At 69.1% G+C, this 15,937-nt stretch carries 15 protein-coding genes and 1 pseudogene; 8 read left to right on the top strand and 8 right to left on the bottom strand.

The annotated features are described in order from the left end of the window. Positions 1-8 precede the first annotated feature (8 nt). The 3 genes from KIF24_RS30775 to KIF24_RS30765 form a co-directional block, all read right to left on the bottom strand. A complete protein-coding gene (locus KIF24_RS30775; RefSeq protein WP_221087017.1) occupies positions 9-1,577 on the bottom strand; it encodes a PDDEXK family nuclease in 1,569 nt (522 codons plus the stop codon). Positions 1,578-2,384: 807 nt separating this feature from the next. Next, positions 2,385-2,639, bottom strand: coding sequence for a Txe/YoeB family addiction module toxin (locus KIF24_RS30770; protein ID WP_018216555.1), 255 nt, complete (start codon positions 2,637-2,639; stop codon positions 2,385-2,387). After that, complete coding sequence (locus KIF24_RS30765) at positions 2,636-2,920, bottom strand: type II toxin-antitoxin system Phd/YefM family antitoxin (protein ID WP_221087016.1); 285 nt, start codon at positions 2,918-2,920, stop codon at positions 2,636-2,638. Before KIF24_RS30765 ends, KIF24_RS30770 begins: the two co-directional genes overlap by 4 nt. 289 nt (positions 2,921-3,209) lie before the next feature. On the opposite strand from KIF24_RS30765, the gene KIF24_RS30760 reads away from it, so the two are divergent. The 4 genes from KIF24_RS30760 to KIF24_RS33665 all read left to right on the top strand — a co-directional run bounded on the left by KIF24_RS30760 (position 3,210) and on the right by KIF24_RS33665 (position 6,212). After that, positions 3,210-4,205 carry a class I SAM-dependent methyltransferase gene (locus tag KIF24_RS30760; RefSeq protein ID WP_221087015.1) on the top strand — a complete coding sequence of 332 codons (996 nt, stop codon included), beginning with the start codon at positions 3,210-3,212 and terminating at the stop codon, positions 4,203-4,205. After that, positions 4,202-5,392, top strand: a complete 1,191-nt coding sequence (locus tag KIF24_RS30755; protein ID WP_221087014.1) for a hypothetical protein — start codon at positions 4,202-4,204, stop codon at positions 5,390-5,392. The genes KIF24_RS30760 and KIF24_RS30755 overlap by 4 nt, the downstream gene beginning before the upstream one ends. 251 nt (positions 5,393-5,643) lie before the next feature. Continuing rightward, positions 5,644-5,928, top strand: coding sequence for a type II toxin-antitoxin system Phd/YefM family antitoxin (locus KIF24_RS30750; protein WP_221087013.1), 285 nt, complete (start codon positions 5,644-5,646; stop codon positions 5,926-5,928). Further along, the gene (locus KIF24_RS33665) at positions 5,925-6,212 is read left to right on the top strand and encodes a type II toxin-antitoxin system RelE family toxin (protein WP_331461331.1); all 288 of its coding nucleotides are present in this window, start codon (positions 5,925-5,927) and stop codon (positions 6,210-6,212) included. Before KIF24_RS30750 ends, KIF24_RS33665 begins: the two co-directional genes overlap by 4 nt. 57 nt (positions 6,213-6,269) lie before the next feature. Here the strand turns inward: KIF24_RS33665 and KIF24_RS30740 are convergent, their stop codons facing one another. Beyond that, on the bottom strand, positions 6,270-6,839 hold the full coding sequence (locus KIF24_RS30740; protein WP_221087012.1) for a class I SAM-dependent methyltransferase: 570 nt from the start codon (positions 6,837-6,839) through the stop codon (positions 6,270-6,272). A 42-nt stretch (positions 6,840-6,881) separates the two neighbouring features. Beyond that, positions 6,882-7,436, bottom strand: a complete 555-nt coding sequence (locus KIF24_RS30735; protein WP_221087011.1) for a TetR/AcrR family transcriptional regulator — start codon at positions 7,434-7,436, stop codon at positions 6,882-6,884. 395 nt (positions 7,437-7,831) lie between these two features. Here KIF24_RS30735 and KIF24_RS30730 point away from each other — a divergent pair, with 395 nt between their 5' ends. Together KIF24_RS30730 and rox are read left to right on the top strand one after the other, a co-directional pair. Beyond that, the gene (locus KIF24_RS30730; RefSeq protein WP_221087010.1) at positions 7,832-8,413 is read left to right on the top strand and encodes a DUF1349 domain-containing protein; all 582 of its coding nucleotides are present in this window, start codon (positions 7,832-7,834) and stop codon (positions 8,411-8,413) included. Positions 8,414-8,778: 365 nt separating this feature from the next. Further along, positions 8,779-10,206, top strand: coding sequence for a rifampin monooxygenase (gene rox, locus KIF24_RS30725; RefSeq protein ID WP_221087009.1), 1,428 nt, complete (start codon positions 8,779-8,781; stop codon positions 10,204-10,206). A 37-nt stretch (positions 10,207-10,243) separates the two neighbouring features. Here rox and KIF24_RS30720 read toward each other — a convergent pair whose 3' ends face one another. Together KIF24_RS30720 and KIF24_RS30715 are read right to left on the bottom strand one after the other, a co-directional pair. Continuing rightward, positions 10,244-11,113, bottom strand: coding sequence for an AraC family transcriptional regulator (locus KIF24_RS30720; protein ID WP_221087008.1), 870 nt, complete (start codon positions 11,111-11,113; stop codon positions 10,244-10,246). Between the two features lie 200 nt (positions 11,114-11,313). Further along, a complete protein-coding gene (locus KIF24_RS30715; RefSeq protein WP_221087007.1) occupies positions 11,314-12,027 on the bottom strand; it encodes a TetR/AcrR family transcriptional regulator C-terminal domain-containing protein in 714 nt (237 codons plus the stop codon). Between the two features lie 102 nt (positions 12,028-12,129). On the opposite strand from KIF24_RS30715, the gene KIF24_RS30710 reads away from it, so the two are divergent. After that, on the top strand, positions 12,130-12,846 hold the full coding sequence (locus KIF24_RS30710; protein ID WP_221087006.1) for a DUF4386 domain-containing protein: 717 nt from the start codon (positions 12,130-12,132) through the stop codon (positions 12,844-12,846). Between the two features lie 146 nt (positions 12,847-12,992). Continuing rightward, entirely contained in the window at positions 12,993-13,499 is a 507-nt protein-coding gene (locus KIF24_RS30705; RefSeq protein ID WP_221087630.1) for a hypothetical protein, read from the top strand. 198 nt (positions 13,500-13,697) lie between these two features. Here the strand turns inward: KIF24_RS30705 and KIF24_RS30700 are convergent. Then, a pseudogene (locus KIF24_RS30700) lies at positions 13,698-15,913 on the bottom strand (glycoside hydrolase family 65 protein); the annotation flags it as partial. Positions 15,914-15,937: the final 24 nt, after the last annotated feature.

Genomic DNA, 15,937 nt, shown 5'->3' with positions numbered 1-15,937 from the left:
GGTAGTCGTCAGATGCCTCGTGGCGGCCCGAGCGCTCGGAGCGCTGCCACGAGGTCGGGCGGCACAGTGAAGTGAGTCGCTTGAACCCCGTGGTCGTAGCCCGTTTGGAACGGATACTCCACTTCCTCGGGAAGGCTGCCTTGGTCGATGAGAGAGGCCGCGATGCGGTTAGTGGGACGTGTCAGCCCACGCAGCGTGCGATCCGGTGGGAACTCGGCGATCGCGTACACCTGTGCCCGCTCCAGCCGACCGTACTGGTGCGCAGCGGTACGGATCAGAGCCGCTCGCGTCGGGTAGGAGTTGTCGAGCACGGTCATCAGCGTCTCAGCTGCCTGAACCGACCAGCCTCGAACCTCGCGTGGCACCCGCTCAGTCTGATCTTCGATGACCACTCGTTCCTCGGGACGATGTCGCTGCCGAGGCCGTGCCGGCAGGTTTTGCCGCAGGAACGAGGTATCGGCTGCGTCAGTCCCCGCGCCACCGCCGAGCTGCTCCTCGTCCAAGGGAGGCCGGGGGGGCGCCTGCATCGGTTGATACCGCAACTGGACCAGGCGGTCTTCCAAAAATAGGCTAATCGTCGGTAGCAAGAATTGTCGGGCGTCGGCCGCACGTCGGCGTTCCTGTTCCGGCACGGACAACAACCATGCCTCGAGCGCGCCGGGGAGACCGAACGACAGCCGGAAAGCGTCAGGATGTTCCGTGGGGGTGATAGTCCAATCTCCACGAGCCCCTTCTCGGCCGAAACGAATGTCCACTGGAATGTGAGTGCCGTGCTCCGCGATGAAAGCCTCGAAGTCCTCCATGCTGTCGGGGTGCATGGCCAAGATGAACGGGGCTGCTGGGAAGCCCAGGATAAGTCCTTCACCGGTTGCTGAATCCTGCAGCTCAGCGGTCACGAGGGCCGCCCAGGATGCCAGGACATCCGCGGGCAGGCCGCCGCCCGTATTTTCGGAGGGCACTCCGGCGGCGATCAGTTCGGCTCCTGCGCTGCTGAATGCAGTTCGGAGTGCCAGTCGTACTTGCCCGACAGGAAAAGTCGTGAGATCTGCGTCTTTTGCGTGAGCGAGGACCCGCCAGGCGGCCCCTTCTACCGTGGCGATGAGGGGTTCGAAAGCGGGGCCGGATAGGTCGACAAGCGAGATCTGCTGAGCGAGCGCATAGCTTTGCGCTTCCTTCTTGAAACCAGCCGCCGAGAACAATGCGTAGCGGTACTGATACCGGCGTAACGGTTGCCGGTACGACGTCGACAGCTCGGTCGAGTACTGCTGGTTCACGTCATCGATGACCCCGTGGGCGTTGCGCACCTCCGCCAAGCCGACCTTCGATCTGCGGTTCTTCGCCTCGACGAACAGCCGAACGGGTAGGGAAAACGGTGTGGGCATCAGCAGATCACCCAAAACGTCAGCCTGGTGATCAGCACCCCGGCCGCGAACGAGTAGACCATGTCCCGCTTGACGCAAGGCTTGCTCATCAGCGTCCGAGTCCTGCAAGAGGCGGTATCCGTTCGAGCTAAGCAGGAAGGCGATGGCCTCCTCGAGGAGATACCCGGCGAGGGCATCGGCGGATATCAGTGCCATGACCTGATCCTCGCATGGGGCGGTCGATGATGGACGCCCGGGTACCTGTAGCAGGCGGTGGGTTGGCGACGGGGTGCTGTAAAGCGAACGAGCCACAGGGAGCTGGCGCGTTCTTCCAGCACGCGAGGTGAGGGCGTATCGGACTCTCCACCGCCATTCGACCAGTTGACCAATTTCGGTGCGATGACGCCAGCGAGCTGCCGGATTCCAGTCCCAAAGTGCGGATACCAGCTGCGGCCATCCTGGCCTCCGGCAACCTGATCGGCCTCAACACCGCATTCTTCGCGTACGAGCTGCTGACCCGATACCCGTACGCTCCGCGGCGGGCGGAACCGCGTCGTACCACCGATGGGCCGCTCCCCGGGTGCTCGGACGTCCCCAACCCAGGACGGACGCACCAAGCCACCCTCGGACATCACCCCAAGGCGGGCCGCACACCGCCGCGCGGTACACCGCAACCAGGCCATGGACCAGCGCGGACACCACGGGACAGCACTGCCGCTACTCGGACGGCAAGCCGAGGCCGCCCTGGCATGGGACGTTCGTTGCACTTTGTCTATCTCTGCGCACTTTTAATCCATAGGTTCAGGGTTCGAGTCCCTGGCGGCCTACTCTGTTGATCTTTTATGCGAACCAGTTGACCGCGACGCATCGTGACGCTTGGCTCGGCTTCTCGACGCGGACTGTGGCTGGCCACGGCGGCGCGGTGCTGGACGGCCGGGATGTTGTCCTACGGCGGGTCGCATGACGACGGCACGCAGACCGCCGCAGGGCCGTGTCCCTCGGCGGAGGGAGTGGTCCTCTACCTCATTCATAGTGGTAGCGGCACTGCGCGATCTGCACTGTGTCGTCCATGATCCGGTATACGAGGCGGTGTTCCTGGTCGATGCGTCTCGACCAGAATCCCGCCCAGTTTCCGCGGAGCTGCTCCGGTTTGCCGATGCCTTGGTGGCCGTTGCGTCGGATGTCCTCGATCAAGGCGTTCACTCGTTTGAGCATCTGGCGATCCCGTTGCCAGGTCAGATAGTCTTCCCAGCCTCGGCCGGCGAACTGGACCTTCACGCTGCCGACGCCTCGCCTGAACTGGCGTCGGGGTCGATCAGGTCGCGCATCTCCCCACCCCCGTTGCGCAGCTCTTCTACGGCTTCATTCAGACGGCGCGCGTTGGCGGGGCTGGCCATCAGGTAGGCCGTCTCCTTCAACGACTCGTACTCGCGCAGCGAGATGATGACCGCGGCCTCCCGGCCGGAGCGGGTGACCACCACTTCCTCGGCGTCGTCCACGACATGGTCGAGCATCTTGGCCAGGTTCTGCCGGACTTCTGAGTAGGGAACGGTGCGCATGCTGCTGCCTCCCAAACGTTACGTACAATAAATTGTACAAGCTTGCCGGAGCTGCTCGCCAGACGGTCCGACGTCTGGCCTTGAACTGTTGATCAGGCCCAGGAGCGGCGCGGGTGTAGCGGGAGCGGATCACCGGCGATCGTGGCGGCGTGGTTCGCATGGTGGTACCTCCGGCCCACCTGTGGAACAGCGGTTGGCGGCCGGGTCGTCGCGCCGCGACCCTCGAGCCTGCGCCGAAGACCGCCGGCCATCTCGCCGTACGGCTGCTCCACCCGTTGGCGCTGGATGGTTGCTGACTGTCGATCATCTTGAGTGCGGCCAACTTGACCGTACGCTGACGGAACTCCCGGCCGCTGTGGTGCGGCATCCGTGCACGGGGGATGCTCAGTCGGGCGGCATGATCGAGTGCAGGAGCGCCTGCGTCGCAGGCATCTGTCATGTTGTCGATTCATGGTTCTATGTGGACGTGCACAACGATGTCGGACTTACCGCCTACCTAGTCAACGAATCACGAGCACGGCGGGAGGATCTCGCGGCCGATCCGCTGGCGAGGGAGTGGATTTCGGACGAGCAACGCGGCGCGGTTCGGGACATGTGGGACGAGTTCGCCGAATCGGTGTACCCCCACGACGACCTGGTCGTGTCTTTGCGTGGCCGCATCATCCTGGAAACCCTGACCCAGGCCTTGGAGAAGCGCAGCGACACGGTGCTGGTGGTGTGCGGCGCTGGCTTCTCCTCGTACCCATGGCTGCTGCCGTTCGCCGCGGCGATGGAGGTCGACCTGCCCAACATCGTGGCGACCAAGCGGCGACGAGCTGCCGAGCTGCGGGCAGCCGGGGTGCTCGATCAACGAGATGTCGATCAAATCGCGACGGATCTCAACGACCCGGAGGCACGTCGTCGTCTCCTGGGCCGCATCCGGCAGTTCGCCGCCGGGCGGCCCATCGCGTACGTGGCCGAGGGGCTGATCTTCTATTTGCCGCCGGATGGCGCCAGGGCGGTCGTCGGACTGGGGGTCTCGGCGGGACCGGACACCCTGACGATGGTCAGCTACTGGCCGTTCTCCACCATGGACCATCCGGTGTTGTCAGCGCAACGCCGGTGGTTCCGGAAACGGTCGGTGCCCGAGGACGCTACCTACCTGACGACCAGTGATCTCTCGACGATCGTGGGCAGCCCGGTGGACAACCACAGTCCCGAGGACCTCCAGCGCAGGTACCTCGGTGCGGTCGTCGTACCCGAGACCGAGCTGATCCCGGAGCATGTGGCGGTGGCCAGGCTATGACCGATGTGCTGCACATCCAGACCAGGGCCTACCCCCTGCACTACACGCTCGACCGTACGGTGAAGCGGGTGGTGCTGCCGGGACGGGGTGAGCTTCACCCCGTCCCGGGAACGCTCGCTTCGGTGGCCTACAACTCCGAGGAAACGCTCGAGGTCGATCTCACGGACATCGTCCGGGCCACGGTCAGCCTGCCCGAGGCAACGATCGTCAGCTGTCGGATCCGGGTCCTCGCCGCCGGTGCCGTATTCGTAGCGTACGCCCTGCTCCACCCGACCGATCTCCGAAAGCTCGACGCACACGACTTGGCCGCGCTGGACGCGACGATCAACCGCAAGCTCCGCGAAGCCGACCGAGCGTTGCTGGGGGACGTGCTGGCCGGCGCGCAGCAGTCCGGGCTTCTCGGACACCTGGTGGTACCGCCCGGTGGTGCCGCGGCCTCCGAATGGAAGGAGGTCGACCCCCGCGCCGTTCGATACAACTGTCATTTCATCGCCCGCAAGCCCGCCTGGGAACCAGATTGTCGGGTGCCGAAACTGGTCCTGGGCCCCCGCTGCCAGATCCTGCTGCCCTACACCTATGCCTGGGACGATGATCCGTCCCCGGAACGTATCGACGACATCCTGACGATGCTCGAACCCGCCGATATCACCGTCGCTCAGCAGTCGGTGCTGGTCGGCGCCAGCGTCGGCGGGCTCCGGATCCTGACCGAACTAGCCCGGGCGATCCCTGGACGGCTCGAGGGACCAGAGTTTCGTCGTTTCCTCGACAGCGTCTGGGCCGACTACCACCGACTCGACGCGTACCGCGTCGAGTCGGGCCAGGACCACCGCGCCACCTACCTCGCCGCCCGTGAGACCATCGGGCTCGACGGTACGCACGAGCGTGCGGAGAAGCTGCTCACCCACGTGAACGCCTCGCTGCTCGCCGAGTCTTCACTGCGCAGCGAACAGCTGGACGGGCGGCTCAATCGGGTCGCCGCCGCGCTCACCGTGGTCGCGTCCGCGGCGTTCATGCTGGACATCGCCGCCTTCCTGCTGCCGGACGTGAACGGGCAGACGAAGGCGGTAACCGTCTCCGGGGTGGCCCTGTTGGCCGCCGGCCTGCTGGGCGCGACGGTCTTCTGGTCCCGGAAACGGAACACTGACGGGGACAGGGTTCGCAGCGGTAGGCGTAACCGCGACTCGTGATCGGATCGGCGCTGGACGGCCGGTCCACCCTGGCCGAGGTGACGTTCCCCGCTCATCGACTTCACCTGCCCACATGCAGCGGCAGCGGGTCACCAGCGATGGTCGTCGGTTGGTTCGCATGGTGGTACGTCCGGCCCACGCACCTTCCTGACCTGCTGGTTCGTGGCGGGATGTGGGCACCATGCGAACCTTCGGCGTGGCGTCTGGAGGAACGGTAGACGCTCTGAAAGATTTTGGTCATACTTGTGACCATGACGACGCTGCCGTTGGGGGAAGTGAAGACCCGGCTTTCTGAGCTGGTGGGGCGGGTGCACGACCACCACGAGCGAGTGACGGTCACGGTGCACGGCCGGCCGTCCGCCGTGCTGGTTTCGGTGGAGGACCTGGAGCGTCTGGAGGAAACCGTCGCGGTACTCGGAGATGCAGGCACCCTGCGGCGACTGGTCGACTCCGACGCGGAACTGGCCCGAGGCGAAGAGGTGTCCGCCGACCAGCTCGCGGAGACCATTCGCGCCCGTCGCGCCTCGGCCGCGTGAGCCCTCGGCTGCCGCAGGATCCGTACACGCTTCGCACCACGCCGACCGTCCGTCGAGCGCTCGCCGAACGGTTGCCAGAGGCCGTCGCGGTCGCCGCGTACGAGTTCATGACCGGGCCGTTGGCACGAGAGCCCTATCGGGTCGGGAAGCGCTTGCTGCCGCCGTTGTCTGATCGGTTCAGCGCCCGGCGAGGCACCTACCGGATCATCTGCCGCATCGACGACGACAACCACACCGTGACCGTTGTGGACATCGATCATCGAAGGGATGTGTACCGTTCCTGACGCCCCTGGCCCTCCGTGTCTGATGGTGCCATGGCATTCAGTACGGTGAGCACCGTGTCATCGCGCGGCAACACCCACGACGTAGGGGATCCGGACGCCGAGTGGCTGGGGCAGCTCGAACCGCCGAAGCTCGCGCACCTCAAGCCCGGACCTGCGGATGATCGACTCGGTTTCGCGGAGCGGGTCGCAGCCGTGGTCGAACCGACGCGACAGGGGGGCGATGACGCGCTGCGCCTTGCGCGACCAGGTGCCGGCCGGAGCGGCGACGTGCTCGGCGAACACGAACCGACCAGCTGGCCGGAGCACGCGACGAACCTCCGAGAGTGCCAGTTGGGGATCATCCACGCTGCACAGCGTCACGACAGACAGCACGCCGTCGACGGTTGCGTCAGGCAGCGGTATGTCCTCGGCTGATGCGCGCAGCGGCGCGCTGCCATGACCGTGGCGCAGCGCGACCTTGCGCAACCGGGCGTGCCGGCGGCGGTCGGGCTCCAGTCCCTGCCAGGACACGCCGGCAGGCAGCAGCGCGAGGTTTGCGCCGCGTCCGGCGCCGATCTCCAGGACCCGTCCCCGCAGAGACGCCACGGCCTGCATCCGGTAGGCCTCGTAGGCCGAGTATCCGCTCATCGCGGCTCTTCCTCTTCGCCAGGGGTGAGGGCAGGTCGCTGGTCACTCATCCGTCGCGGATGCCCCGGTGCGGTACCGGCCCAGGATTTCGAGGGCGTGAAGTGTGCAGTCGCGCAAGGATCCCTCTCCGCGCAGCCACGCGTTGTTGGCGGCCTCGAACGCCGCCGCAACGCAGCGGGCCTCGATCTCACGTTCGAGCAGCGGGCGCCGGCCGTCGACCTCCGGCGCAGCGAGGATCGCGGTGATGAACGACTGGGCCTTCTCCCCGGCGGCGGCTTGGAGCGACGGATGGCCGGCGATCAGCCGCAGTCGAGTGCGTGCGGTGTCCTCGATGGCGTCGACCGCGTCGTCGGGCAGGGTGCGCGCAAGGCTCACCGCTGCGCTGGCGAGGGTCTGACCGGACCGGACAGCCGCGAGGAGTGCGGCCATGCCCCACTGCTCGTCCGACTGCCAGCAGACCAGGTTCTCCTTGGTGGTGAATCGGCGATACAGGGTCGCGACCGACACGCCTGTCGCCGCTGCGACCTCCTCCATCGTGACGTTGTCGTAGCCGCGCTCCTCGAACAGACGGATCGCGATCGCGGAGACATCCCGCATGACGCGGATGCGCTCCCGCTCCCGCGCTTCTGCCAAGCGACTCGACGTCCGCCCCCTGATAGCGTCTATCATACCTGAATCATACTATCAGGGAGTTTGAAGGATGCGCTGGTTACGGATCTCGATATCGGCGACGGGCCTCGCGATGATCGCCGTGGGGCTCCTGTCAGGCCAGCGCTGCATCAGCGTGCCCGAGCACCCGCCACACGGCGGCGCCCTCCACCCGCAGCGTGCGGAGTTGGCCGAAAAGGCGATAACGGGAGAGGTGCCTCTGCCCGTTCCGCTCCACTGATGCAGGCACCACACCCCTTCGCACCGGATCCGGTTGATGCCAGGCGGCCCTCGGATCGGGTCGGAGGTTGCGTCCGTTGTGGACGACCGGCAGGCTTGGCGCCATGTCGATTGAGTCGATCGGGTGGCAGGACGTCAACGGCGGCGGCGTGGAGGCCCCCGGCTCCGGGCCGCTGAGCGCTTCCGCGCGTACGGACTGGTTCGTCGACCCTGCCGGCGGCGACCCGGTCGGATCCGCGCCGCTCACGGTGGCGCGGCTGGACGGGGATTTCCAGTTCAGCGCGCTCGTGGAGGCGCCGCTGGCGGTGATGTACGACGCGGTCGCGCTCTTCGTCCACGGTGACCCGGTCACCTGGGCGAAGCTGGCCCTGGAGCGATCACCGGGCGGTGCAGACATGATCGTCACCGTGGTCACCCGCGGGGTCTCGGACGACGCCAACGGGGTCACCGTGGCGCAGGCAGGCCGGTCCTGGCTGCGGATCTCCCGGATGGGCGCGGTGTACGCGTTCCACCACTCCGCCGACGGGGTGCGCTGGTCGCTCGATCGGCTCTTCACGCTCGGACCGGCAGCCGGTCACCGGGTCGGCTTCAGCGTGCAGTCCCCGACAGGTGAAGGGCTCAGCGCCCGCGTGTCGGATATCAGGATCATGCCCACCACGCTCGCGGATGCGCGGGACGGCTCCTGACCCGCGTCGGGATCAGGGCTGGTTCAGGTCGTTGATGGCGGGCAGGGGTTTCAGCCAGGCCAGCTGGCCGTCGACGGCGGCGATGGTCCGGCTTCCAGTCGAACCGCAGTGGCGGAAGGTCATCCCACTCCCTGCCATCTCCAACATATAGCGCAGTGGGGGTCTTGCGGCAAGACCGGGGTGGCGGCGCAGAATGTCCAGCCGAGACAAGGACCTGCGGAAATCAGAGACTCGCGAGCTATGCGCGCTTTCTTCCGATCGTGGGTTTCGTGGCACCCGCCCCCGAGGGCGCGGGTGTGCCCGCCGCGGGGCCGCTGCACGGCCGGACCAGGCCACGCGGCCGGGCGAGATGCAATGGGGGTTTCATGATTGACGTGATCATTGCCGGCGGTGGACCGACCGGCCTGATGCTGGCCACCGAGCTGCGACTGCACGGAGTGCACGCGGTCGTGCTGGAGCGGGAGGCAACGCCGACCGGGGTGGTCCGCGCCCTGGGTCTGCACGTGCGCAGCATCGAGGTGATGGATCAGCGCGGCATGCTGGAGCGGTTCCACGCGCACGGCAAGCAGTTGGCGGTCGGCGGATTCTTCGCCGGCATCGTCAAGCCGTGGCCCGACCGGCTGGACACCGCACATTCCTACATCCTCGCCATCCCGCAGACCGTCACCGATCGCCTGCTGGCGGAGCACGCCACCGAACTCGGCGCCGAGATCCGGCGCGGCTGCGAACTGGTCGGGCTGAGCCAGGACGAGCACGGGGTGACCGCCGAACTGGCCGACGGCACGCAGCTGCGCTCGCGCTACCTCGTCGGCTGCGACGGCGGCCGCAGCACCGTACGCAAGCTGCTCGGCGTCGGCTTCCCCGGCGAACCCGCCACGGTCGAGACGCTGCTGGGTGAGATGGAGGTGGGCGTACCGCCGGAGACGCTCGCCGCCGTGGTCGCCGAAGTCCGCAGGACCCAGCTCCGGTTCGGCGCCGCGCCCCTCGCAGGTGAGGTGTACCGCGTCGTCGTGCCCGCCGACGGGGTGGCCGAGGATCGGATGGTCCCGCCGACCCTCGACGAGTTCAAGCAGCAGCTGCGGGAATACGCTGGCACCGACTTCGGCGTGCACTCTCCGCGCTGGCTCTCCCGCTTCGGCGACGCCACCCGGCTCGCCGAACGCTACCGGGTGGGCCGCGTGCTGCTGGCCGGCGACGCGGCGCACATCCACCCGCCGACCGGCGGGCAGGGGCTGAACCTCGGCATCCAGGACGCGTTCAACCTCGGCTGGAAACTGGCCGCCGAGGTCAACGGCTGGGCGCCGGAGGGGCTGCTGGACAGCTACCACACCGAGCGGCACCCGGTAGCCGCCGACGTGCTGAACAACACCCGGGCGCAGATGCAGCTGATGTCCACCGAGCCGGGCCCCCGGTCCGTACGCCAGCTGGTGTCGGAACTGATGGACCTCGATGACGTGAACCGCTACCTGATCGAGAAGATCACGGCGATCGGGGTCCGCTACGACGTCGGCGAGGGCCACGAACTCCTCGGCCGGCGGATGCGCGACGTACGACTGAAGCGGGGACGCCTCTACGAGCTGATGCACCGCGGCCGCGGACTGCTGCTCGACCAGACCGGCCGGCTCTCGGCAGCGGGCTGGACGGATCGGGTCGACCACGTCGTCGACGTCAGCGAAGAACTGGACGTGCCCGCGGCGCTGCTGCGACCGGACGGCCACGTGGCGTGGGTCGGCGGAGATCAGACGGAACTGCTCGACCAGTTGCCGCGGTGGTTCGGCGCCGCCGCCGACTGAGTTCGCAGGCGTGGCGGACTCCTCCCGCCGGGTCTGTTCAGGTCGGCTCGACGGGTAGCCACAGTTCACAGGTCGCGGTGCTGAGGTCGGCCGCGCGTTCGAGGATCGCGACGATCGAGGGCCCCGGCCGCAGGCGCCACGGGTTGGCCGGGAACCACTCGGTCGCGGTCGCGGCCCAGGTCCGCTGAAGGGCCTGCGGGTGGGGGCCGGCGGTGCGGAAGACCGCCCACCTGCCGGCCGGCACGACGATGGCATCGAGATCGTCGGGGGCCGGCCTGTCCGCCGAGAACGCGACGCCGTGCAGGTAGGTCAGTTCGCTGCCCTCGGTGTCGTCGGGGTCGAGGTCGTCGCAGACCTGCAACAGGCCCTGCGGCTCGGTGTCGCCGAGGGCCTTCAGCCGGGCATGCTCCTCCGGCGGCAGCGCGGCGATGTGCCGCTGGATGTGCGGGTTGATGCCCTGGTGGATCAGCGGCACCCGGGCTGCGTGTCCGACCAGCCGGAACGCGGGGCGGTCGACGATGCGGGTGTCCATGGAAATGCTCCCTTCGACGGTCAGGCGGAATCTGAGCTGTGGTTGGGCCCGGAGGGGACCTCCGTCCCGGCGAACGTCACCGGGGCCGACGCCATGGACCGCCCGGAACGCGCGCCCGAACGCCTCGGTCGAGCCGTACCCGTGGCGGACGGCGATGCTCAGCAGATCGTCCTCGCCCCGCACGACGTCGCCGGCGGCGACGGTCATGCGGCGACGGCGCACGTACTCCGACAGCGGCATGCCGGCCAACGACGAGAACATCCGGCGCAGGTGGTATTCGGTCGTGCCGAGCGTCCTGGCCCATCCGTCGACGTCGAACTCCCCGGTGAGATGCTGCTCGACAAGGTCGACGAACCGGTTGAGTGCCGAGATCATGCGGCCTCCCTTCGACGTCAAGCCTGGCCGAAGAACCACCGGCCGTGCCCGACCGCGGCGAACCGATCCGATCAGGTGCGGGGCCGCCGCGGCGCGTCGGCTACCACTCGCCCACGACCACCTCGGCCCGACCGACGAGCCGCTGCCGGTGGTGGCCCGGCGGTTCGGCTACCAGTCCGAGGTGGTTTTCTGCCGGGCCTTCAGACGGGCTTACGGGATGCCGCCGGGCCGGCTGCGCCGCGGGCATTCTCCAGACCGTCGAACAGCAGATCGAGGGTGAACTCGAACTCGGTCTGACTGTCACACCAGCCCAGGGTGGGGTCGGCGACGTCGTGCATCTCGGCGGCGACCATCGCCGCCAGGTGGGGCAGCTGCTCGGCCAGCACGGCCAGCTCCGCCTCCGCGGCGTCGACATCCGCGCCGGCGGCGGGCTGGAAGACCTCCTGGGCGAACCCGAGCGCCAGGCTGCCGAACGCGTGCAGCGCCCGGTGGGCGATCCGGTACGAGAAGCCGCCGTCGACCAGAGTCGCGAGGATGCCCTCGTAGTAGCCGTACACCCCGGCGGGAATGGTCGGGCGGGAGCTGAGCAGCGCGGGCGCCCACGGGTGTCGCAGCATGACCGCACGTGCGGCGAGGAAACGCAGTCGCAGCCCGGTACGCCAGTCGCCGCCGGCCGCCTCCGTCTCGGCCTGGCCGGCGGCCGTGGCGATCTCGGCGACGACGGCATCGACGAGGCCGTCGAGCAGCCCTTCCTTGCCGGGCAGGTGGTGGTAGAGCGACATCGCCTCGACGCCGAGGTCGGCGGCGAGCCGGCGCATCGTCAGCGCCGCCATCCCCTCCGCGTCCACCAGCGCGATCGCGGCGGCCAGTGCTCCGTCACGGCTCAGCGGCGCCCGGCGCTTCCTCGCTCCCATGTGGCTCCCATCTTCCCTTGACCTTACAAGTATGGTTGCCTTACGGCGTAAGGTTGATCCACCTGGCCCGCCACCGGAGCTGCCGAAACCGAAGGAGCCACCATGCATCCGCTGATCCGCACCGCCCGTACGACCGGGCTGCTCTACCTCGGCCTCGGCCTCGCCGGCGTGCTGGGTTTCCTCACCATCCGCCCCATGATTTTCGACGCCGGTGACGCCGACACGACCCTCGCCAACCTGGTCGCCAACGAGTCGCTGGCGCGCCTCGGGGTGGCCCTCGAACTCCTCCTCGTCCTCACCCAGACACTCGCCGCCGTCTGGTTCTACCGGCTGTTCCGAACCGTCGACAGCACCGCCGCCGGCAGCATCGCCGTCTTCGGCATCGTCAACGCCGTCGCGATCCTCGGCAGCGCCGCCATGCTCGCGACCGCCGTCGGGGTGGCCACCGGCGGGTACGGCGATCCCGCCGACACCGTCCAGTTGCTGTATCTCGTCAGCGAGAACCTGTGGGGGGTCGGCGGGCTCTTCTTCGGCCTCTGGCTGATGCCGATGGGCTGGTGCGTACTGCGCTCGGGGTGGCTGCCCCGGGCTCTCGGCTGGATCCTCGTCGCCGGCGGTGTGGGCTACGTGCTCATGACGTTCATGAGGTACCTCGCCCCCGGCGCCGGCGTCGCCGGTGACCTGCTGGTCATCCCCGCCACCGTGGGCGAGTTCTGGATCCTCGGCTACCTGATCATCTTTGGCGTCCGGAAGCGGGCGCTCACCGAGGCTCCGCACGCCGCGCCCACCGCGCCGCTCGCCATCCGGTCACCCGCGTGACACCCCCGCCGGCCCGGTTCGCGGTGGGCTCCGGCAGGAAGCACACCTGAACCAGGGCCGGCGGCCCCGGCCTGTCGTTGATCCGGTTGTGCCGGCCACCCGCCGGTGACCACGGTGGGAGCGCCGAGAAGTCCAGGAGGACGCCGATGACCAGCGAGCGCGAGACCGTCGAGGTCGAACCCGCCCTGTTCCAAGCCGTCTACGACTCGCCCGCCTCGCTGCCGGGCCGGCACCGCTGGACCACCCCCGAGGCCGACGTGCGGCGGATCGAGAAGCTGCTCAACATGCCGCCGCGCACCATCGGCGCACCGCTGTGGGTCAGCGGCGACCAGCCGGACTGCCCGAAGTGCGGTCGCCGGATCACCTGGTACGACATCGTCTCCTCGGCGGTCAAGGGCAGGCACGACCCGATGATGATCGCGGCGGTGATCCTCGGCGACCGCCGGTACGTCAACACCGGCCTGCCCGACGCCATCGCCGGCGTGCGTTGCGCCGACTGCCGCTCCCCGATCGAGGGGCTGCGCAGCTTCAAGTGCCACAACTGGGCGTACGCCTTCGAGGAGCTGGCGGCCGTGCGGCAGCGGATGTCCGGCGGGTCGGTCCTCGGCGACCAGCGTGAGCAGCTGCCGCAACCCGGGGCAACCGTCGAGTGACGCCTCCCCGTGACGCCCGGGCCGGGTGCGCCGTCGTCGCAGGTCAGCGGCGGGTGGGGCGGCGGCCGGGGGCGAGGGCGGTTCGGGGCCGAAGTCGGGCAGCGGTGACATGGGGCGGGTCACCGGGTCACCGGCGGTCACCCGCAACCGCTCGCCGTGGTGCCACAGCTCGACGGCGGTGTCCGCGGGGGCGTCGGGCAACTCGTAGCGGGCCTGGTCGGCGGTCAGCGTGACCCGCAGCCGGTGACCGTGCCAGCGCAGGCTGAACGCGAGCCGGTCGATCCGGCCGGGCAGCCGGGGGTCGAACGACAGCAGCTCCCGGTCGTCCCGCATGCCGCCGAAGCCCTGCACCAGCGCCAGCCACGCCCCGCCCAGGGCAGCCAGGTGCAGCCCGTCGCCCGTCTTGTCACCGAGATCCTCGAGGTCCTGCAACACCGACTCGGCGAACAGGTCGTAGGCCAGGTCGAGGTGGCCCAGTTCGGCGGCGAGCACCCCCTGCGGGGCGGCCGACAGCGACGAGTCGCGGACCGTCCGCGCCTCGTAGTAGGCGAAGTTGGCCGCCTTCTCCTCGGCGGTGAACTCACCCGGGCAGCGCAGCATGGCCAGCACCAGGTCGGCCTGCTTGACCACCTGGTGGCGGTACAGCTCCAGGTAGGGAAAGTGCAGCAGCAGCGGGTAGTCGTCGTCGCCGGTGCTGGCGAAGTCCCACTCCGGCCGGCCGGTGAAGCCGGCGGCCTGCTGGTGCACCCCGCGCTTGGCGTCGTACGGCACGGCCATCGAGTCGGCCGCGGCCCGCCAGCCGGCCACCTCGGCCGGGTCGACCCCAGCCGGTCGGCCGCCGCCGGATACCGCTCGACGGCGCCGGCCGCACCGCGCAGGTTGCGCCGGGCCATCAGGTTGGTGAACAGGTTGTCGTCGACCAGCGCGGCGTACTCGTCGGGGCCGGTGACACCGGCGATGTGGAACACACCGTCGTCGGTGAAGTGTCCGAAACCGTGCCACAGCCGGGCGGTGGAAACCAGCATGTCCAGCCCGGGGCCGGCGAGGAAGCCCTCGTCGCCGGTGGCCCCGGCGTAGCGCAGCACCGCATCGGCGATGTCGGCGTTGACGTGCAGCGCCGCGGTGCCCGCCGGCCAGTAGCCGGAGCACTCCCGACCGCCGATGGTCCGCCACGGGAATGCGGCTCCGGTCAGCCGCAGCTCCGCCGCACGGTCGAGCGCCTCCGGCAGGTGCGCATGCCGCCAGCGCAGTGCCGACCGGGCCACCTCGGGAGCGACGTAGGTCAGGACCGGCAGCACGTACCCCTCGGTGTCCCAGAGCACGTGGCCGTCGTAGCCGTTGCCGGTCAGTCCCTTGGCCGGGACGGTCCGGTCGCCGTCCGACCGGCCGGCCTGGATCAGGTGGAACATCGCGAACCGGATCGCCAGTTGTAACTCCTCGTCGCCGTCGAGGAGCACGTCGGCGGTGCGCCAGGCGGCGTCGAGGGTCGCCCGCTGCCCGGCGAGCAGGGCCTCGAAACCCCGGGCGCGGGCGGCCTCCGCCTCGGCCACCACCTGGTCGGCCAGCTCGGCCGGGGAGGCGCCGTCGACGGGCGTCCACTCGTACGCCACGAACTTGGTCAGCCGTACCCGCTCACCCGCCCGCAGCGACCCGCTGACGGTGAGTCGGATCCGGTCCGGGCTGGCGTCGACATCGGCGGCGAAGTGCTCCGGAACCGTCGGCCGGTGCGCGACGGCCACGGCGACCCGCTGTCGGCTGCGCTCGGTGCGGTGCACCAGCACCCCGTCGGTGCCGGCGGCGTGGTGCAGCTCGGCCACCAGTGGCTCCTCGACGAGCGAGGCGGCCCGCGGGTCGTCGGCGCGTTCCGGGATGCGTTCGTTGGCCAGCAGGTCCGCGCTGACCCGCACGTCGACCGGCCCGTCCAGCGGCTCCACCGTCCAGTCGACCGCGGCGACCCGGCGGTGGGGTAGCGACACCAGTCGGGTGCTGCGTACCCGCACTCCGTGCCCGGCCGGCGAGATCCATTCGGTGAGCCGTTCGACCACCCCGGCCCGCAGGTCCAGCACCTGCTCGTGGGCGCGCAGCGTGCCGGTCCGCACGTCCAGCGGCTCACCGCCGACCCACAGGCGGACGAGCGTGGCGTTCGGCGGACTGATCACCGTGTCGCTGAGCTGCGGAAAGGCGTAGCCGTCCTCGGGATAGGTCAGCTCACGCCGTTCGTGCAGCCCGTTGAGGTAGCTGCCCGGCATGTCGCTCGGCGCCCCCTCGTCGAGGTTGCCGCGCCAGCCCAGCCAGCCGTTGCTCAACGCGAAGACCGACTCGGTCTCGCCGAGCCGGTCCAGGTCGTCGCGGGTCCGCCGGATCCGCCAGCACTCGTCGGACTGCGGGGGCGGCCGGTCGGGGATGGGGTGCACAAGTGCCTCCTGGGGGATTGCGGC

Source organism: Micromonospora tarapacensis (assembly GCF_019697375.1).
GTDB lineage: Bacteria > Actinomycetota > Actinomycetes > Mycobacteriales > Micromonosporaceae > Micromonospora > Micromonospora tarapacensis.
Note: the sequence above shows the minus strand (reverse complement) of the source record. Positions and strands in the feature narration are given on the sequence as shown.